Origin of the sequence: Dialister succinatiphilus, from assembly GCF_928721695.1 — a bacterium.
Classification (GTDB): domain Bacteria; phylum Bacillota; class Negativicutes; order Veillonellales; family Dialisteraceae; genus Dialister; species Dialister succinatiphilus.
In genome coordinates this window covers 978,718-996,703 of record NZ_OV788641.1, presented here as the reverse complement: position 1 = coordinate 996,703, position 17,986 = coordinate 978,718, and the positions used below count along the sequence as shown (strand labels likewise).

At 53.7% G+C, this 17,986-nt stretch carries 12 protein-coding genes and 2 tRNA genes; 4 read left to right on the top strand and 10 right to left on the bottom strand.

Features of this window, described 5'->3' with window-relative positions:
* Positions 1-187: 187 nt before the first annotated feature.
* The 3 genes from NW747_RS04145 to NW747_RS04135 form a co-directional block, all read right to left on the bottom strand.
* Positions 188-1,045, bottom strand: a complete 858-nt coding sequence (locus NW747_RS04145) for a DMT family transporter (protein ID WP_273188117.1) — start codon at positions 1,043-1,045, stop codon at positions 188-190.
* Positions 1,046-1,761: 716 nt separating this feature from the next.
* The gene (locus NW747_RS04140) at positions 1,762-2,271 is read right to left on the bottom strand and encodes a flavodoxin family protein (protein ID WP_273188116.1); all 510 of its coding nucleotides are present in this window, start codon (positions 2,269-2,271) and stop codon (positions 1,762-1,764) included.
* Positions 2,272-2,434: 163 nt separating this feature from the next.
* Positions 2,435-3,592, bottom strand: a complete 1,158-nt coding sequence (locus NW747_RS04135; RefSeq protein WP_273188115.1) for a DNA polymerase IV — start codon at positions 3,590-3,592, stop codon at positions 2,435-2,437.
* Positions 3,593-3,737: 145 nt separating this feature from the next.
* Here NW747_RS04135 and NW747_RS04130 point away from each other — a divergent pair, with 145 nt between their 5' ends.
* Entirely contained in the window at positions 3,738-4,874 is a 1,137-nt protein-coding gene (locus NW747_RS04130) for a M20/M25/M40 family metallo-hydrolase (protein ID WP_273188114.1), read from the top strand.
* 610 nt (positions 4,875-5,484) lie between these two features.
* On the opposite strand, the gene NW747_RS04125 is transcribed toward NW747_RS04130, so the two are convergent.
* The 5 genes from NW747_RS04125 to NW747_RS04105 all read right to left on the bottom strand — a co-directional run bounded on the left by NW747_RS04125 (position 5,485) and on the right by NW747_RS04105 (position 10,701).
* Positions 5,485-5,850, bottom strand: coding sequence for an ArsR/SmtB family transcription factor (locus NW747_RS04125; RefSeq protein WP_040380687.1), 366 nt, complete (start codon positions 5,848-5,850; stop codon positions 5,485-5,487).
* Positions 5,851-6,114: 264 nt separating this feature from the next.
* Positions 6,115-7,410, bottom strand: coding sequence for an ArsB/NhaD family transporter (locus tag NW747_RS04120; protein WP_273188113.1), 1,296 nt, complete (start codon positions 7,408-7,410; stop codon positions 6,115-6,117).
* Between the two features lie 843 nt (positions 7,411-8,253).
* Entirely contained in the window at positions 8,254-9,648 is a 1,395-nt protein-coding gene (gene ltrA, locus NW747_RS04115; RefSeq protein ID WP_273187918.1) for a group II intron reverse transcriptase/maturase, read from the bottom strand.
* Positions 9,649-10,493: 845 nt separating this feature from the next.
* Positions 10,494-10,567, bottom strand: a tRNA-Gln gene (locus tag NW747_RS04110).
* Between the two features lie 58 nt (positions 10,568-10,625).
* Positions 10,626-10,701, bottom strand: a tRNA-His gene (locus NW747_RS04105).
* A 224-nt stretch (positions 10,702-10,925) separates the two neighbouring features.
* Between NW747_RS04105 and NW747_RS04100 the strand changes: the two genes are divergently transcribed.
* Entirely contained in the window at positions 10,926-11,549 is a 624-nt protein-coding gene (locus NW747_RS04100) for a cyclodeaminase/cyclohydrolase family protein (protein WP_008860510.1), read from the top strand.
* 794 nt (positions 11,550-12,343) lie between these two features.
* The gene (locus tag NW747_RS04095) at positions 12,344-13,969 is read left to right on the top strand and encodes a ClC family H(+)/Cl(-) exchange transporter (protein ID WP_273188112.1); all 1,626 of its coding nucleotides are present in this window, start codon (positions 12,344-12,346) and stop codon (positions 13,967-13,969) included.
* Positions 13,970-14,015: 46 nt separating this feature from the next.
* Here the strand turns inward: NW747_RS04095 and NW747_RS04090 are convergent, their stop codons facing one another.
* Together NW747_RS04090 and NW747_RS04085 are read right to left on the bottom strand one after the other, a co-directional pair.
* Complete coding sequence (locus NW747_RS04090) at positions 14,016-14,663, bottom strand: hypothetical protein (RefSeq protein WP_273188111.1); 648 nt, start codon at positions 14,661-14,663, stop codon at positions 14,016-14,018.
* Between the two features lie 106 nt (positions 14,664-14,769).
* Positions 14,770-15,687, bottom strand: a complete 918-nt coding sequence (locus NW747_RS04085) for a transglycosylase domain-containing protein (RefSeq protein ID WP_273188110.1) — start codon at positions 15,685-15,687, stop codon at positions 14,770-14,772.
* 216 nt (positions 15,688-15,903) lie between these two features.
* Between NW747_RS04085 and gyrB the strand changes: the two genes are divergently transcribed.
* Positions 15,904-17,853, top strand: coding sequence for a DNA topoisomerase (ATP-hydrolyzing) subunit B (gene gyrB / locus NW747_RS04080; RefSeq protein ID WP_008860506.1), 1,950 nt, complete (start codon positions 15,904-15,906; stop codon positions 17,851-17,853).
* Positions 17,854-17,986 lie beyond the last annotated feature (133 nt).

Here is a 17,986-nt window from a genome sequence, read left to right as displayed (position 1 = left end):
CAACGCAGTGGTACTATATAACTACCCTGGGCCGAAGGCCCTCAACCCATCCGGGAGGCGTCAGCCGGTCCCGGATAGAACCCTTGGGGCCCAGGGCGTCAGCCCGTCGGCCCCATCAACCCTCAGCCCCGAAGGGGCTGTCAACCTTCGGGAATACAGCCAAGCGCCGAAAGTGTCATCTCTGTCCTTAGCTCCTCCTTGTTTTCCACAGCAGCATGGCGCTTCCGAAAACGATGACCGCCCCGCCTGTCCAGGAAAACAGAGTCAGTCTCTCTCCCCAAAGGAACCAGCCTGCCAGAATGTGGAAAAGGATGCCGGTATACATGGCAAAGGTCACAATCACCGGCGGTATATGGGTGCATCCCCAGGTCAAAGCCACCTGGGCAAAAAGAGCAGACAGGGACATGAAGAAAATCCACACCCAGTCCACGCCGGAAGGCATTACCATATGGCCTGCCATGAGGAGGGCGCCGCCTATCATAGAATAGATTTGGAAATAAAAAACGATTTCTGCCCCCGAGTGGCCTCCCTTTTCTGTGAGCCTGCCGATACAGGTATAGGCCGATGCGGTACAGAAGGAAGAAATCACACCCAGCAGGGCATACCCGTTGAACGCCTGGAAATTCCACACTTGCAGCACCACGGCGGCGCCGGCGGCAATGGTAATAAGCCAGGGCAGCACCTTTCCCGACGGGGTGGTGTGTAAGAAAACGGGAGACAGGATGCACATGAAGAAAGCGGAAAGCTGCACCAGAATTTCCGCGTCCCCCAGCTTGAGCCCCGGGAGGCTGTAGAAAAAGAGAAGGATTCCGAATCCACCAAAAAGGCCCCGAAGGTGAAGGAGGAGCCTGTCTTTGCCGGAAAAGACGGCTTTCCCTTCATGCATGGCAATGAGGGGAATGAAAAGAAGGCCCGCCAGCCCGCGGATAAAGGTAATTTCTCCCATTCCCAGAGGGGCGAGCACCTTGGCGCTCACGTCCATGACGGTAAATAAAAAGGCCGCCAATATGGAGGCGGTAATGCCCAGTGTCATTTGTCCTTTCATGTGGTTCCTATCTTTCTTAGCTAATGTCTCTTATCGGTGCTTACCTGTATTCCCGAAGGTTGACACGCCCTTACGGGCGTGAGGGTTGATGGCGCTATCGGGCCTGCAGCCCTCAGCACCAAGGGTTCTGTCCGGGACCGGCTGGCGCCTCCCGGACGGGTTGAGGGCTCCGCCCTCGGGAGGTATATAGTACCGCTCCGCTGGGAAGGTGGGCGCCCTATGGGGCGCCATTTTTTATGCCGCCTTTGGCGGCGAAAACCGGACAACCGGGCTTCGCCCGAGGAAAACAGGCCAACCTCGCTGCGCTCGAGTTGAGGCAGCCGCCGGGCCTGACGGCCCTGGGCTGGCAAGGGTTCTATCCGGGACCGGCTGGCGCCTCCCGGATGGGTTCAGGGCCTTCGGCCCAGAAAGTTATATAGTACCACTGCGTTAGCGAGGTACGGCGCCTGCGGTGTCAGTATATACCGCCTGACGGCGGAAGAATTGCCGCGAAGCGGCTTACAAAATGGCGCCCGCAGGGCGCCCACATCGCCAGCGCAGCGATGCTTTATAACTCCCGAGGGCGCAAGCCCTCAACCCGCCTGTAAGGCGAAGCCGATCACAGGCAGAACCCTGCCAGCCCAGGGCGTCAGCCCGGCGGCTGGCTCAACCCTCGCGCCGCAGGCGCGTCAACCTTCGGGAATACAGTTTAGCGCCGCTCATGTAGCACTACCTCCTCAGCATCCCGCCTTTTCCACCATTTCCAGGGCCCAGGCGGCAGCCTTCTGGAAATCTTCCTCATTGGGATGCTTTTCCGCTTCCCTGAGACGGGCCAGTCTTTCCGGCGTCATGGGATGCACTTTTTCCGCATGTTCGCTCCGTTTCCCGATATGGAAGGAATGAACCCGTCCCTGGCAGATGAAGGTGCCAAGGCAGGTGCTGTCCTTTGGAAGAAGGGCGGCGGCATTAGCCAGATAGTCCCTGGCCGCCGGTGAATCGGGATAGGTGCCGGCGGTGCCATAGATGGCCACTTTGTGATTGTGAAGGGAAGAGAGGGTCCTCCTTGCCGCCATGTCGGCACCCCGGCGGAATCCCCAGAAGCCCACGAAGATGAGATCATAGCCGGCCGTATCTTTTTCCCGGCCTTCTTCAATCATATCTTTGTCTCCCGGAAGGGCATCATAAATAGCCTGTGCCACAGCCTTCGTATTTCCTGTGCGAGATGACCATAAAACTAAAGATTTCATAGCAGTTCCTCCTCTGCTTTTAAAAAAAATATAATATTTCCCTTTCCTTATCATACTCAATGCAGAGGATTCCTGTCAAAGACCCAGGGGCTATGGATACGTGGGTTCGTGAGCCAGTGGGCTGGGAAATGGCTGGCAGACGGAAGCGGATAGCGGACAGCGGTCATTTCTTTTCTTCCAGCCAGAAGCCTTTCTGCAGGGCCTTCCTGCCGAAGCGGGCCTGGATTTCGTCCATGGCAGCAGCGGCCCGGTTTCTTTTATCCCGGTCTTCGGAAAAGAGGGAGGCCATGGACAGCGGCGGCCCCAGGCGGGAGGCGGTGACGCCGATGAGCCGCACCCCTTCGGTGAGAGGGATTTTTTGGAGGAGTGTCATGGCATGATGGTAGATTTCCTCCTGCAGGCTGGTACCTTCTTCAAAGGAAAGGGCCCTTGTCACCGTGCGGAAGGAGGCAAACCGTATTTTCAAAGTCACCGTCCTGGCCATGAGTCCCTGCTTTCTGAGCCTCTGGGCCACAATGTCGCTGTGGATGGCGATCTCCCTGTCTATGACAGAGGGATCGGTAATATCCTTTTCATAGGTCGATTCATCGCCTATGGATTTGATTTCCCGCTCCGCTTCCACCGGACGGTCGTCTACGCCGAAGGAAAGACGCTTCAGAAGGCCTCCCTGATTCCCCAGAACAGCTGCCAGCGCTTCCACGGAGGCATCCTGGATATCCCCTATGGTCCGAAAACCTGCCTTCACCAGGCGGCCTTCCGTCACCTTTCCCACGCCCCAGAGCCGGCGCACCGGCAGGGGCCGGAGGACTTCCTTTTCCTTCCCGTAGGGAATGATGAAAAGGCCGTCAGGCTTATCCATGTCGCTGGCCATTTTAGCCAGGAATTTGTTGGGCGCAATGCCTACAGAAGCCACCAGTTCCGTTTCCTTCAGGATTTCCTTCTTGATAGCCCGCCCTATGGCACCCAGGGTGGGATACTGGCTTCCCATGGCCGAAATGTCCAGGAAGGCTTCGTCCAGGGAAATGGGCTCGTAGGCCTCGGCGTAATGGAGCATGATTTCATGGATGCGATGAGACGTTTCCTTGTACACCTGAAACCTGGGCTCTGCGAAAATGCCAAAGGGGCAGAGCTCCCGGGCTTTGGAAACAGGCATGGCCGAATGGACGCCGTACTTTCTGGCCTCGTAGGAAGCCGTAGCCACCACGCCCCGCCGGCTTCTGCCGCCCACAATCACCGGCTGCCCCTTCCATTCAGGATGGTCCCGCTGCTCCACCGACGCAAAAAAGGCGTCCATATCCACATGCATGATCCATCTTCTCATGATACCGCCTCCTTTCTCATCCTTTCCTTCATCATAGGAGAGCTGCATCCATCCGTCAAGATGGACTCTTTTCCCCCTCTTCATTATAATAGGAAACAGGGCATGGCCCTTTCTATATGAAATTGTAAGCAAAGAGGTGCTTTCTATGGTCAATGAAGAACGAATGAGAAAAACATTTACAGACCTGGTGAAAATATACGCCCCCAGCAAGGGGGAGCGGGAGGTCTGCGACTACCTGAAAAAGGAGCTGAAGAAACTGGGCGCTTCCCGTATCGTGGAAGATAATGACGGTTCCATTAACGGAGGAAACTCCGGCAACCTCATCGCCACTTTCAACGGAAACGCGGAAGGTCTTCCTTCCATTGCCCTCACCGGCCACATGGACTGCGTGGAGTGCTGCCGAAACATTGAGCCGGTCCTGAAAGACGGCGTTTTCCGCTCCAAAGGAAATACCATCTTAGGCGGCGATGACAAAGCCGGCGTCACCGCCATCCTGGAAGGTCTCCACCTGATGAAGGAAACCTATATCCCCCACGGAAAGATTACGGTCATTTTCACGGTGCAGGAAGAAATCGGTCTCTTCGGTTCCCGGAACATTGAAAAAGAATACATCCAGGATATCGACTTCGGCTACACCCTGGACGCCGACGGCCCTGCAGGCTCCGTCTTCAACGCTGGCCCTTCCGAATACACACTGGACTTCATCTGCCACGGCGTAGCTGCCCACGCCGGCATGTGCCCTGAAAAGGGAACCAGTGCCATCGCCATGGCAGGTCTGGCCATCGCCGCCTGCCCCAATGGACGGATTGATGAAGAAACCACCTGCAACCTGGGCACCATCGAAGGCGGCACAGCTGTCAACATCGTCCCCGACCGCTGCGCTGTTCACGGAGAAGCCAGAAGCCGCAGCATGGAAAAGCTGGAAAAGGTGGTTTCCCAGATGGAAAACGCCTTCCGTAAGGCGGCTGACAAATTCCCCGAAGGCTCTCTGGAAATCAAGAAGGAAAAGGCCTACGATGCCTTTCTGGTCAAAGAATCGGACCCGGCCCTGCGCCTCTTCAAAGGCGCCTGCAGCGCTGCCGGCTTCCCGGTGAAGGTGGCTCCCAGCGGCGGCGGCAGCGATGCCAACTGGTTCGGCACCAAAGGCTTCCCCTCTGTGCTGGTAGGGGTAGGCATGACAGACTTCCATACCAATAAGGAAAACCTGAAGGAAAAGGATCTCTATGATGCCGGAGAACTGGTATACCGTATTATTGAAGCGGAAAGCCACTTCGGAAAATAGAGAGCTAGTGAGGCAATACGGCGCTTGGCTGTATTCCCGAAGGTTGATGTGCACATCCTGCATAGGATGTGCAAGTCGGCCGAAGTTGGCCCTTAGCCTGCCCATAAAAGGGCCTTCCATTTAGTCGGCCGACCGTGGTCTTTCGCGGGCGAGGGTTGATGGCGCTATCGGGCCTTCGGCCCTCAGCGCCAAGGGTTCTGCCTGTGATCGGCTTCGCCTTACAGGCGGGTGGAGGGCTCCCGCCCTCGGGAGTCATGTAGTATCGCTCCGCTGGGGAGGTAAGCGCCCTGCGGGCGCCATTTTGTATGCCGCTTTGCGGCAGTGCGGCTTTCGCCGCCGGCAGGCAGCATGTATACTGGCGCCGTAGGCGCCGTACCTCGCTAACGCAGTGGTACTATATAACTTCCTGGGCCGAAGGCCCTGAACCCATCCGGGAGGCGTCAGCCGGTCCCGGATAGAACCCTTGGGGCCCAGGGCCAAAGGCCCGGCGGCCCCATCAACCCTCACGCCCGTAAGGGCGTGTCAACCTTCGGGAATACAGCCGCCCGCCGAAATCGCATAAAAAAAGCAGTCCTTTGAGGACTGCTTTTTTATGCGGTACACAATATCATTAGTTGCCGAATTCATCTTTGCCGCCTACCTGCTGAGGCTGCACCTTCACATACTTAATCTGTTCGCACACACACTTATCCTTCATTTTGTACAGTTCCGGAATAAATTCCATCATCTTATTGAAGGTATCATCGTTAATGGAATACTTGGTCCACAGGCCCTCTCTCCTGGCATTCACCACCTTGGCTTCAATCAGGATCTTCATATGATAGGACAGGGTGGACTGGGACAGCGTGAAATTTGACAGAATGTCACAGGCAGACATTTCACGACAGGACAGCATATCCACAACCCGGAGACGAGTCTCATCGGAAAGCGCCTTGAAAATAGTGGCAAATTCTTTATAACTCGGTTGGAAATCCATAATAAACTCCTTTTCTACAGCTGATTCTTTATACATGTTATTATTATTTATAGACTTAATGGCGCCACGACCATGACGAATCGACACATTTAAATCTATTTTTGTCTATTTTATAATATCATCCTGTTCTTGTCAATCCAATTTCATCGATTTAGTGCAAATTATTTCTATTTATTTCCTCCAGCCCTTTTTACCCACGAAAAAGGACCTGCCGCAGCAGGCCCTTTCAGGTGGATTATATAAGGGTAAGCCCTCTTACACAAATTACATACCAGCCAGCATGAAGTAACGGACTTCGATGTACACGCTGGTTACGATCAGGGACATAATCATCAGCGGGAAGCACCATTTCATGAAGGTGCCGAAGGAAATATTATGTCCTTCCTTCGCTGCAATAGCCACCATGATAACGTTCGGGGAAGCGCCGATCATGGTACCGTTGCCACCGAAGCAGGCGCCGGTAGCCAGAGCCCACCACATGTAGTCCGCATGGGGCAGGTTCATGAGAGCCTGCATATCCTTAATCAGCGGAATCATGGTTGCGGTGAAGGGGATGTTATCAATGAAGGCAGAAGCCACACCGGAGAGCCAGAGAATCATGTAGGTAATGAGGTGGTTGTCCCCGTTGGCCAGAGCAACGCCCCAGGAAGCGATGGCTGTAATGACGCCGGCATTTTCCATGCCGCCTACCAGAATGAAGAGGCCCATGAAGAAGAACAGGGTATCCAGGTCTACTTCCTTCATCGCTTCTTCCGGATTGATATGGCAGGCCAGCATAGCAACTACGCCGCCGGTCATGGCGATGGTGGCAGACTGCAGTCCGAAACGGGAATGAAGAACGAAGCCTACGATGGTGAGGCCCAGGACGATGAGGGACCGTTTGAAAATCATCTTGTCTTCCACAGCGGACATGACATCGATGGCATCAATCTGTTCCTGAGGAAGGTGTCCATGGGGCAGCTCTTTTCTGAAGATAAAGAGGATGCCGATGAGGGTTGCTATAATGGTAATAACAACCACCGGAGCCAGATTGATAAGGAAATCATTGAAATCCAGATGGGTGGCAGAACCGATCATAACGTTCGGCGGGTTGCCGATCATAAGAGCCGTACCGCCTACGTTGCACATGAGGATTTCTGAAACCAGAACCGGCACCGGAGAAATCTTCAGCATACGGCAGAGGGAAATGGTCATCGGTGCAATCAGAAGGGCTGCAGTCACAGAATCGATGAGGGAAGCACCTACGGCTGTCACACAGGACAGGAGTACCAGAAGTTCCCTCGGGGACCCCTTGGACCTCTTCATAGCCCATAGAGCCAGCACCCGGAAGAAACCGGACTTCTTCACCACAGAAATCAGAATCATCATGCCTGCCAGAAGGCCGAGGGTATTCCAGTCGATATATTTTCCGAAGGCTTCCGACTGGGTCACATACCCGGCATAAATCATTGCGCCGCCGCCGACCAATGCGCAGATAGTTCGCGGGAACTTTTCAGACATGATACCCACATAGGTGAGACAGAAGATGATGACGGCTAGGTAGAATTGAAATGTAGTCATGAAATACCTGAACTCCTCTCACTGCCCTGAAAAGGGTCGTAGATTTTCATTGGGAATGAGGGACCGCGTTCCTCCGGACCCTTCCTTTTCCGGAACTGCGGAATGTGAAATCACGACGTCCCCGATGAAGAAACACCACATCGCTTGATAGTTTTATTCTAACACAATGCATGGAAGAAATAAATAATACACAGCGAGGAAGATGAAAATTAATATATAAAATTTAGTTTATGATTATCATAAATCATTTTTATTACTTATATGTCTATGGATTTATGGGCACGCCTGCAGTGTGGAGGTTCATTGGACACGCCTTCGGCGTGAGGGTTGACGGGACTTCGTCCCGAGGGTTCTAAAGGTTCATAAGTTTGACGGCCTTTCAGGCCGAGGGTTGCGGATTGCCCTTACGGGCAATACTTATAAAGTCAGCGTTACGGATTTACCTTTCTGTGTCATACGTTATGATAGGCATTCTGCGGATTGACTCGCTGTTTTTTCCCTCATATCTCTCGTTTCCCCTTGAGGGGAAGTCCCGCGAAGCGGGAAAGGGTGTACGGGGCAGAGCACCGATAGGATGCTCCATCGCGGTTCTGACCGCCAATCGGCGGCCCCCTGAACGAAGCGATGCACAAAATGTAGTGAGTCGTTTCCCCTTTAGGGCAATAAGACATAGAATAAGAATATCATAATCATTCTTACCACCGTCCACACCGACTTCGCTGGATGGCGTCTCACTGGATTCGCGGGTCGCTTCTCTCCCCTATGAATCCAGTTCGCTTGCAATCGAGTAGAGATTATTCATCCCTCTCACACCACCGTACATACCGTTCGGTATACGGCGGTTCAATTCCTTGGGCAGATTATATTCTCATAGCATTGTTTTAGACCGATGAATCCAGCTTTCTCCAGTATCCTGTTTGTCACTGAAGTCATCATTATCTGGCTATGAGCTATGCGCCAGTATCCTTTCTGACTCTTTCCCCACTTGAATGCAAGTTTTCCTGGGACATGCAGTCGGAGCAGTGCATCTATCCGTGTGGATATGTTCTTCCACTGCTTCCATATGCACATTCGTATACGAGACCTTACCCATCCATCAAGACCTACTATCCGTGTCAGGTCTGCTATTCCATAATAACCAACCCATCCACGATTATATTCAGTCGTTTTGCGGATAATCTCTCTTGCGCCCCTGCCTTTGCTACGGCCTGTCAGACTTTTCAATTTCCTCTTCAATTTGGCTACCGAGTTCGCATGAGGCATTAGTTTAACCTCTTTCCCTCTTTTGGTCACCGAGAATCCAAGAAATTTAAAGTCCGGCGTTTTATAGACGCTGATTGCTTTGCTCTTTTCTCTGTTTACCTTAAGCTTCCGCCGGGTTTCCAGATACTTAGTACTGCTTTTCAGCAGTCTTTCTGCCGCTCTTTGGCTTTTGGCCAGTATGAGGATGTCGTCGGCGTATCTGACGATACACACGCCTCTCCCCTCAAACTCTTTGTCGAATGGAGTCAGATAGATATTTGCCAGCAGTGGGGACAGGTTCCCACCTTGCGGTGAGCCTTCTTCTGTGCGTTGTTTCAATCCCTTGACCATGACTCCGCTTTTCAGAAATTTCTTGATGAGTTCGATGACTCTTTTATCCGAAATGTCCTGTCTCAGCATATTCATCAGCAGTTCATGGTTGATGGTGTCGAAGTATTTAGAAAGGTCGAGTACGCATGCGTATTCATATCCTTCCTCTACACTCCGCTTTACCACTTCCATTGCCTGCCGGGCTCCTCTGTGGGGCCGGTATGCAAAACTGCACTCCGCAAATTTGCACTCATAAAAGGGCATGAGGATTTGTGCGGTCGCCTGTTGTAATACTCTGTCTTTGACAACGGGTATTCCAAGCTTCCGCTTTCCTCCTTTGTTGTCCTTCGGGATTTCTACTCGCCGCACAGGGAGTGGCTTGTAGGTTCCGTTCAGGATACTTGCAATCCACTCCTCTCCATGCTCTGCGTACCATTCGGGGTATTCCTTCACAGTCATATTGTCTATGCCGGGTGCCCCGTTATTGGCTTTTACTCGCTGGTAGGCATCGTAGAGATTACCTCTGTTCACAATGCGCTCCAGTGTGATTCTGCTTGCCATTTCTTTCATTTCCCGAGGACCGTGCTCAACGCTCCTTGTTGTATCTCCGTCAGTTCCACTATTTTCCAACCGGTAGCCATTTTGTAAACTGTATTCTGTTTTCACCGCGCGTTCCTCCTTTCATGATTTACTTTGGCCGAAATTGTTCGGCCCTTCCCGCTTTTGCGGTACTATGACCTCTGCTGACTTCTCATGACAAATCTTTTCCAACCGTCTCCGCCCGGTCCATATATACGACCTATCACTGCTTTGACGTCCATGAGACCTCCCCGGGTAAGAGTGTAATCTTTCACCTCATCTATCCGCTTTATTTACAAAGCCTGGCCAAGACCATCGTTGGACTTCAGCATAGGTGGCTGCCTCATCCTGCCAGACTCTGCCTTCGTATAAAGTTTCTATTCGTCGGACCAAGGTTTTGCCTCCGGCTTCCTTCAGACCCCACCTCACGATGGACCCCTTGCCATTGGCTGTGTGCTTGTTATGGTCATGCCGCACTAGGGACTTTCACCCATTAGATTACACCCATGCCGGGCGCACCACCCTTCGCCACTTCGTGGCCCTCTTCCCCTAAAGGGGACGCAAGAGGCATTACGGGATTAACTTTCAGTGTCATAGGGCAAAATAAGCATTCTTGTGATTGGCTCGCTGCGCTCGCCACCCCCTATCCGGGCTGCGCCGGACTTCCCCCTATTCAGGGAGCAGAATAGGTTTCTATGCTTTCCTGCAGAGACATGGCCACATGGCTAAGCATCCATAGTGCCCCCGCTTGCGGTGGCAAGGGAACTGGATTCGCAAGGAGCCGCAGGCGACTGAGAATCAAGTGACACGCTTCCCAACGGGGCGGGACGGTGGTAGCGAAAGCCACCAAAGGGGGCCGACGCCGCAGGTCTCGAAAGGCTCTTATTTCCACGCAAAAAATCCTGCAGCGGGAAACTGCAGGATTTGATGACTGGCAGGGGTAGGTGGAGTCGGACCACCGATAACGGAGTCAAAGTCCGTTGCCTTACCGCTTGGCGATACCCCCATATAAAGGAATCGGCGGGTCATGAGACCCTCATTCCCTGTTTTCAGGTAAAAAAAAATGGGGCGAGTGGTGGGGCTCGAACCCACGCATAACGGAGCCACAATCCGCCGTGTTAGCCGCTTCACCACACCCGCCACATATGGAGTCATATGACAGGCGTCATATGACGTTGTTTATTGTACCATAAGCCGGTAACTGAGTCAAGAAATTATTTTAAGCCGGAAAATGACAGCCGCCCCTCTGCCCTGGCAGCGCTGTCTGCCTTCGCAATAGGAAACTTTCTCCATTCCGTGTATAATAATAAACAAACCATGACCCTGCCGGGTCCTGGGAAATCTGACAATCGAGGTGCATGTGTATGGAAAAGAAAGCTTTCCATGAAAGAACAATTGATGAATTTCTGGATGATTTGGGAAGCGGCTCTCCAGCCCCCGGCGGCGGAGCCGCTGCAGGACTTCTTGGCGCCCAGGCCTGCGCCCTGGCAGAAATGGTATGCCATCTCACCGAGTCCAATAAGAATTACGCAGAGTTTCATGAAAAGGCCAAAGAATACGCTTCCCTGTTCAACATGGCCCGTTCCATATTTCTGGATCTCATGGACGAAGATGCCGCCAATTTCCTTGACCTCATGAAAACCCTCCGCTCCATCCGCAGCCTTCCCCTGGAAAAGCGGCAGGAGGAACAGCTGAAGGCCTTCAAAAAAGCCATCGCCGTACCCCAGCAGATGGCCCAGACCATGAGTGAACTTCTCCCCAGCTTCACCAACCTGCTGCTGAAGGGCAACCAGAATGCCCTGAGCGACTCCATCATGGCCGCCCAGAGCGCCATTGCCTGCATTCAGGCTTCCATTATCAATGTAAAAATCAATATGAAATATATTGATGATGAATTCTATGAACATGAAATGAAAGATACCATCACCAGCTGGGAAAATGCTGTATCCGCCATCGATGCGGTGCTGACTTACCAGGTGGATTTGTAAGAAGGGCCTTATGGACAAGCCCTGCGGGCTTGAGGGTTCAAGCGCCTTTCGGCGCTCGGGTTCAAAAGGTTCAGAAGGTTCAAAGGGTTCAGAGGGGAAGGTTGACGGCCCTTCGGGCCGAGGGTTGTGGCCGCCTGTCGGCGGCGGGTTGTGTATCGCTTCGCTCAGGGGGCGACAGCGCCTGCGGCGCTGAAGGTGGTGGTATCGCCCTTACGGGCGATGAGTATGAAATCAGCGTTACGGGATTGGCTCTCTGTGTCATATGGCATGAAAAATAATTCTGCGGATTGGCTCGCTGCGCTCGCCTCCCCCTATCCGGCTTCGCCGGACTTCTCCACGGGAAAGCGTGTCACACGATTCTCAGGTCGCTTTGCTCCCTTACGAATCGTGTTCCCTTGCCACCCCTGTTCAGGGGGGCAGAACAACCTGTGCTTAAAGTAGAGTCACTTATTAAAAGATAGCGTCACGGAGCTTTATTGTCCCCCCTGCCGCAGGCGGCATAGGCATATATATAATGGCGCCGAAGGCGCCGTACCTCGCCAGCGCAGCGATACTATATAACTCCCGAGGGCGAGAGCCCTCAACCCGCCTGTAAGGCGTCAGCCGATCACAGGCAGAACCCTTGGCGCCCAGGGCCAAAGGCCCGGCGGCGCCATCAACCCTCACGCCCGTAAGGGCGTGTCAACCTTCGGGAATACTGGAAAGCACCGCCCAAGTCCCGGTCCCGATCCCCCCCCTCTGAACCCTCAAGCCCCAAAGGGGCTTGTCCATAAGCTATCCCAAAGGAGGCTATCATGAAAGAAGACTCTTCTTCCCAGTCCATGAGCCGGCAGCTTTTTGAAACCTATGTGGCTCTGGACAACTGGCATACATTCCGCCTCCGTCTGTTTATAGAAGGCATATTTGTGGGTATTTTCGGCGGTCTCTGTATCAGCCTTTTCCGCTTTCTGCTGGGAGAGGCCGAGGCCCTGCGCATCTATGCATACAATGCCTTTCTCATCCCGGCGGTGGCGAAGGAAAATTTCATTCCCCTCTGCCTGTGGGCAGCAGCCCTGGTGGTAACCGGATTTTTCCTCTACCGTATGTGTCTTTACGCTCCCATGGCGGGAGGCTCCGGCATTCCCCAGGTGAAGGGTGTCATTCTGGGTCTTTATAAAATGAAATGGTTCCGCATTCTCTGGGTGAAGATCATCGCCGGTGCTCTGGGCATCGGCGCCGGTCTTTCCCTGGGAAGGGAAGGGCCTTCCATCCAGATCGGCGCTGTAGCGGGCCAGGGGCTTTCCCGCCTGCTGGGCCGCACCCGCATGGAGGAACGATACCTGATTACCAGCGGTGCCAGTGCCGGCCTGGCGGCTGCCTTCAATGCGCCCCTGGCAGGCATGATGTTTGCTCTGGAAGAGCTGCACCGTAATTTCTCCGGCGCCGTGCTTCTTCCCACCATGACCAGCGCCATTACCGCCACCATTGTGACCCATTTCTTTTTCGGGCGGAGCACCAGTTTCCATTTCCTCAATCTGGTCCCCATGCCCGCCGAGCACCTGGGGCTGGTGGTGCTCATTGCCATTTCCGCCGGCTTTGCAGGGATTGTTTTCAACTATGGTCTTCTTCACACCGGCTCTTTTTACAATCTGCCCTTCTTTAAGAATCAGTATGTAAAAATCCTGTTTGCCCTTTTCTCCGCCTGCCTTCTGGGCTTCTTCCTGCCCCAGGTGCTGGGCGGCGGCAATACCCTGGTGGACCAGCTGGCAGCCGGTCGTTTCAGCAGCCTTTCTTTTCTGGTCCTCCTTCTGATAGGGAAATATGTTTTTACCCTCATCAGCTACGGCTGCGGCGTGCCCGGCGGTTTCTTCCTGCCCCTTCTGGTGGTGGGCGCCCTGCTGGGGAGCGTGGAGGCCAATGTGCTGGTGTCTCTGGAGCTCATCAATGAGGTGTACACGCCCAATATCATCATCATCGGCATGGTATCCCTCTTTGCCGCCAGCGTCCGTTCTCCCATTACCGGCACCCTTCTCATTCTGGAAATGACCGGCGACTTCGGCCACTTGATGGCCCTGGCCCTGGGAAGCGCGGTGGCCTACATTACCGCCGAGCTTCTGAAGGGTGAGCCGATTTATGACGCCCTCCTGAAGAAATCCCTCTCCGCCAAGCCGGATAAGGCCTGCGAGGAGGAAAGGAATATTGTGGAGGTACCCATAGGCAGCGGATCTCTTCTGGAAGGAAAGAAAATCCGGGACGTGCCCCGCATGAAGCAGACCATCATTATTGATTTGAAGCGTCACGGCGAGAGCGTGATTCCTGACCCGGACATCCGCCTTCAGGCAGACGATTTCCTCTACATCCTCACGGCCAGCAAAAATGCAGCGGCCCTGAAGCAGCTGGGCGAGGAACCGGCGCCGGTGAAACGAAGCAGAAAATCATAAAAAAAGGCTGTGAAAAAATGTGCCGTCATTTTTTCACAGCCTTTTTTTATCTTCTGCCTCTCCGTCTCTGGAGGGTCCGTCCGGGGCTTCCTCTCCGGATAGCCCGGGATGGTCTGACTTCTTCTCCCGAAGCGGCGGCCTTACTGCCGGTGCCCAGCTTACCGGTACGGATGGCCGTTCTCTTGGCAATGAGGAACCAGCCTGCCAGCTTGTCTGCTGTCTTTCCTTCGCTGCTGTTTTTCGCAGAACTATCTTCGGGGTAGGATTTCTTATAGTACTCTACAGCATTCCGGCTGTTTGTCTTGTCATCGGAGGCCACACTCCGAAAGTCCAAGAGATTCTTTCCCAGAAAGAGGATGAGAAGCACCGGATAGGCAGAGAGGGGATACACCTTTTGCACAATGGAAAGGGCGATGATCACCACTGCCACCACAATGGCAGCCATGGCGGTATATTTCTGCATGGACAGCATTTTTTTGAACTTGTCATCCATGGCAGAGAGCCAGATATTTCCGCCGGCTTTGAAATAATGAACAAATTCCTTATCCCGAAAGCTCCTGTCCCCTTTATGGTGTTCAATAATCTGGTCCGTGATTTTGTCCACATTTTTCCGGAGCCGAATCATCTGGTATCCGATAAGGAAGCCGATGGAGGTAATAATCACTGCAATAATGATGAAAGTTAAAGATTCCATATCCCTGTCTCCTGTCAAACGATTTTCTGCTTTGCATTTCTTTATTATACTCGCCGCCGGAATCCATGAAAAGACGGGGGCGGAAATTTCCGTCCCCTTTAAATCATCACTTCAGCCACAGATGCATGGCGGACTTGGCCGCCTCTTCCGGTGTAATATAGCCTTCCTGGGCCATGAGGGCCAGCACGGTGGTCATCCGTTTGACCCCTTCCTGGGGATGGCTGATGGGGTCATAGGCCGACGGTGCCTGGGGCAGCCCTGCCAGCATGGCACACTGGGACAGGTCCAGATCCTTAGGCTCTTTTCCGAAGTACACCCGGCTGGCCTCGCCTACGCCATAGGCGCCATGGCCGAAATAAATGGTATTGAGATAGAGCTCCAGGATTTCCTCTTTCGAATAATTCCGCTCCAGCTGCACCGCCAGTGCCAGCTCCTCCAGCTTTCTGGTCATGGTGCGGTCATTGGAAAGGAAAATGTTCTTCACCGTCTGCTGAGCAATGGTGCTTCCCCCTTCCAGGGTTTCTCCAGCCATGGAATTGGTGATAAAAGCCCGGGCCACACCGATGATATCCACGGCTCCATGGTCGTAATACCGCCGATCCTCTGTGGCAATAATGCCCTTCTTCAGAAGATCCGGTATTTTGTCATAGGGCACAAACTTCTCCCGATGCACCCTGGATTCCAGAGACTCTTTGAAATGGGACACATCGTCCCATTTCTCCCGGAGCGTACCGGCCTCCGCCTTTTCCTTCACCACCGTCGAAGAAGAGGCGGGAGATGGTTTCGCCTGCTTCTCCACCACCCCCTGGGCCGTGGGAGAAGAAGACATACCGGAAATCAGGGTGGCCACCGTATCCTTCACTTCCGCTATGATCCCCTTTTCCTCCTTTTCTGGCTTCACCGGCTGGGCGGACACGGCGCCGCCATGAGAAGCCTTTGCCTGGCGGCTCAGGTCGTCTCCCTGGGACATGCCCCAGTATACGGCGCAGCCCAGTATGATCAGAAGAAATAGAAATTTTTTCATAGGGTTTCCTCTTGCTTGAAAAAATGAAATCTGTTGATTTACCTATTGTATCATATTTTACCAATCACCATGGCAGCCTTCGGGCACAGGCCCTTTCCTGCAGAAATCCCTCATTTATGCTATAATGTATATAAATGATTGTAATAAAATGGCAGCGGACCATTTGAGGCAGTACGGATTCAATGGCCCCTGCGTTTTTTTGTCAAGGAGTGTTTTATGTCTGAAGAAATTCATGAAATCCAGGCCCGCCATGCAGAAGAAAATGGCAAGAGCGATTACGGCGCGAAGGATATACGAGTACTGGAAGGGCTGGAAGCCGTACGCCTCCGCCCGGGCATGTACATCGGTTCCACCTCCGCCCGGGGCCTGCACCATCTGGTGTATGAAGTCGTGGATAACAGTATCGATGAAGCGCTGGCAGGCTACTGCACTCACATCGAAGTCACCCTGAATGACGACGGCAGCTGCACCGTCACCGATAACGGCCGCGGCATTCCTACAGGAATGCACGAAACCGGCAAGCCCGCCATGGAAGTAGTGCTTACCGTCCTTCATGCCGGCGGCAAATTCGGCGGCGACGGCTACCCCATTTCCGGCGGCCTCCACGGCGTAGGTATTTCCGTAGTCAACGCCCTGTCCGAATGGATGAAGGTAGTGGTCAGAAGAGAAGGCCACTTCCATGAAATGAAACTGTCCCGGGGCGACGTGACAGAACATATGAGAACCTACGGAGAAACCGATGAAACCGGCACCTCCGTCACCTTCAAACCGGACATCCAGATTTTCAAGGAAGGCATCGATTTCGACTACGAAACCCTGAAAATCCGTATGCGTGAACTGGCCTTCCTGAACAAGGGCCTCACCATCACCTTAACCGACAACCGCGACGGCGCCACCCATCAGGACGTTTTCCACTACGCCGGCGGCATCACCGAATTCGTCCAGTTCCTGAACGAGGGCAAAGACCTGGTAGACCCGGCAGTCATTGCCTTTGAAGGGGAAAAAGACAAAGTCATCGTAGACATTGCCATGCAGTACCAGACCGGCTACAGCGAAAACATGTACACCTTCGTCAATGACATCAACACTGTGGAAGGGGGCATGCACCTGGCCGGCTTCCGCACCGCCCTCACCCGGGTGCTCAATGACTATGCCAGAAAGAGCGGCATCCTGAAGCAGAACGAAGACAACCTCTCCGGCGACGACGTCAGAGAAGGCCTGACCTGCGTCATTTCCGTCAAAGTCCCCAACCCCCAGTTCGAAGGCCAGACGAAGACCAAGCTGGGAAATCTGGAAGTCAAGAGCATTGTAGACAACATCGTTTCCGAAGGCCTGAAAACCTACCTGGAAGAACATCCCCAGGAAGCCAGAGCCATCGTGGAAAAAGGCATCACCGCCAGCCGGGCCAGAGAAGCTGCCCGCCGGGCCCGGGAACTGACCCGCCGCAAGAACGCCCTGGAAGTATCCAGCCTCCCCGGCAAACTGGCAGACTGCACAGAAAAAGATCCGAAATTTACAGAAATCTACATCGTCGAAGGGGACTCCGCCGGCGGCTCCGCCAAATCCGGCCGTGACCGCCGCTACCAGGCCATCCTGCCCCTCCGCGGCAAAATCCTGAACGTAGAAAAAGCAAGACTGGACCGGGTGCTGAACTCCGATGCCATCCGCACCATGATTACTGCCTTCGGCACCGGCGTAGGCGAAGACTTCGATATCACCAAGCTCCGCTACTACAAAATCATCATCATGACCGATGCCGACGTGGACGGCGCCCATATCCGCACCCTCCTTCTCACCTTCTTCTACCGCTACATGAAACCCCTCATCACCGAAGGCCACGTATACATTGCCCAGCCGCCGCTCTACCAGATCCGCAAGGGACGGCAGAAATACTACACCTATGATGATGACGAACAGAATAAAATGCTTGACGAAATCGGCCGCGACGGCTGCACCATCCAGCGCTACAAAGGGCTGGGTGAAATGGACCCGGAGCAGCTGTGGGACACCACCATGAATCCGGAACAGCGGGTCATGCTGAAAGTAGAACTCACCGATGCCATCGAAGCAGACCGCCTCTTCACCATCCTCATGGGAGACAAAGTCGAACCCCGCCGCCGGTTCATTGAAGAACACGCCAAAGAAGTAACCAACCTGGACCTGTAAGGGGCGCCCGGGTTCCACCGGAAAGCAGTACCCCCCCCTAGCCGGCAGCAGTCTTTATCAACTCGCCAGCCCACCCTTACATCCACAAAATAAAAAGAAAACTCTCCTTCCACCGGGAGGAGAGTTTTTTCTT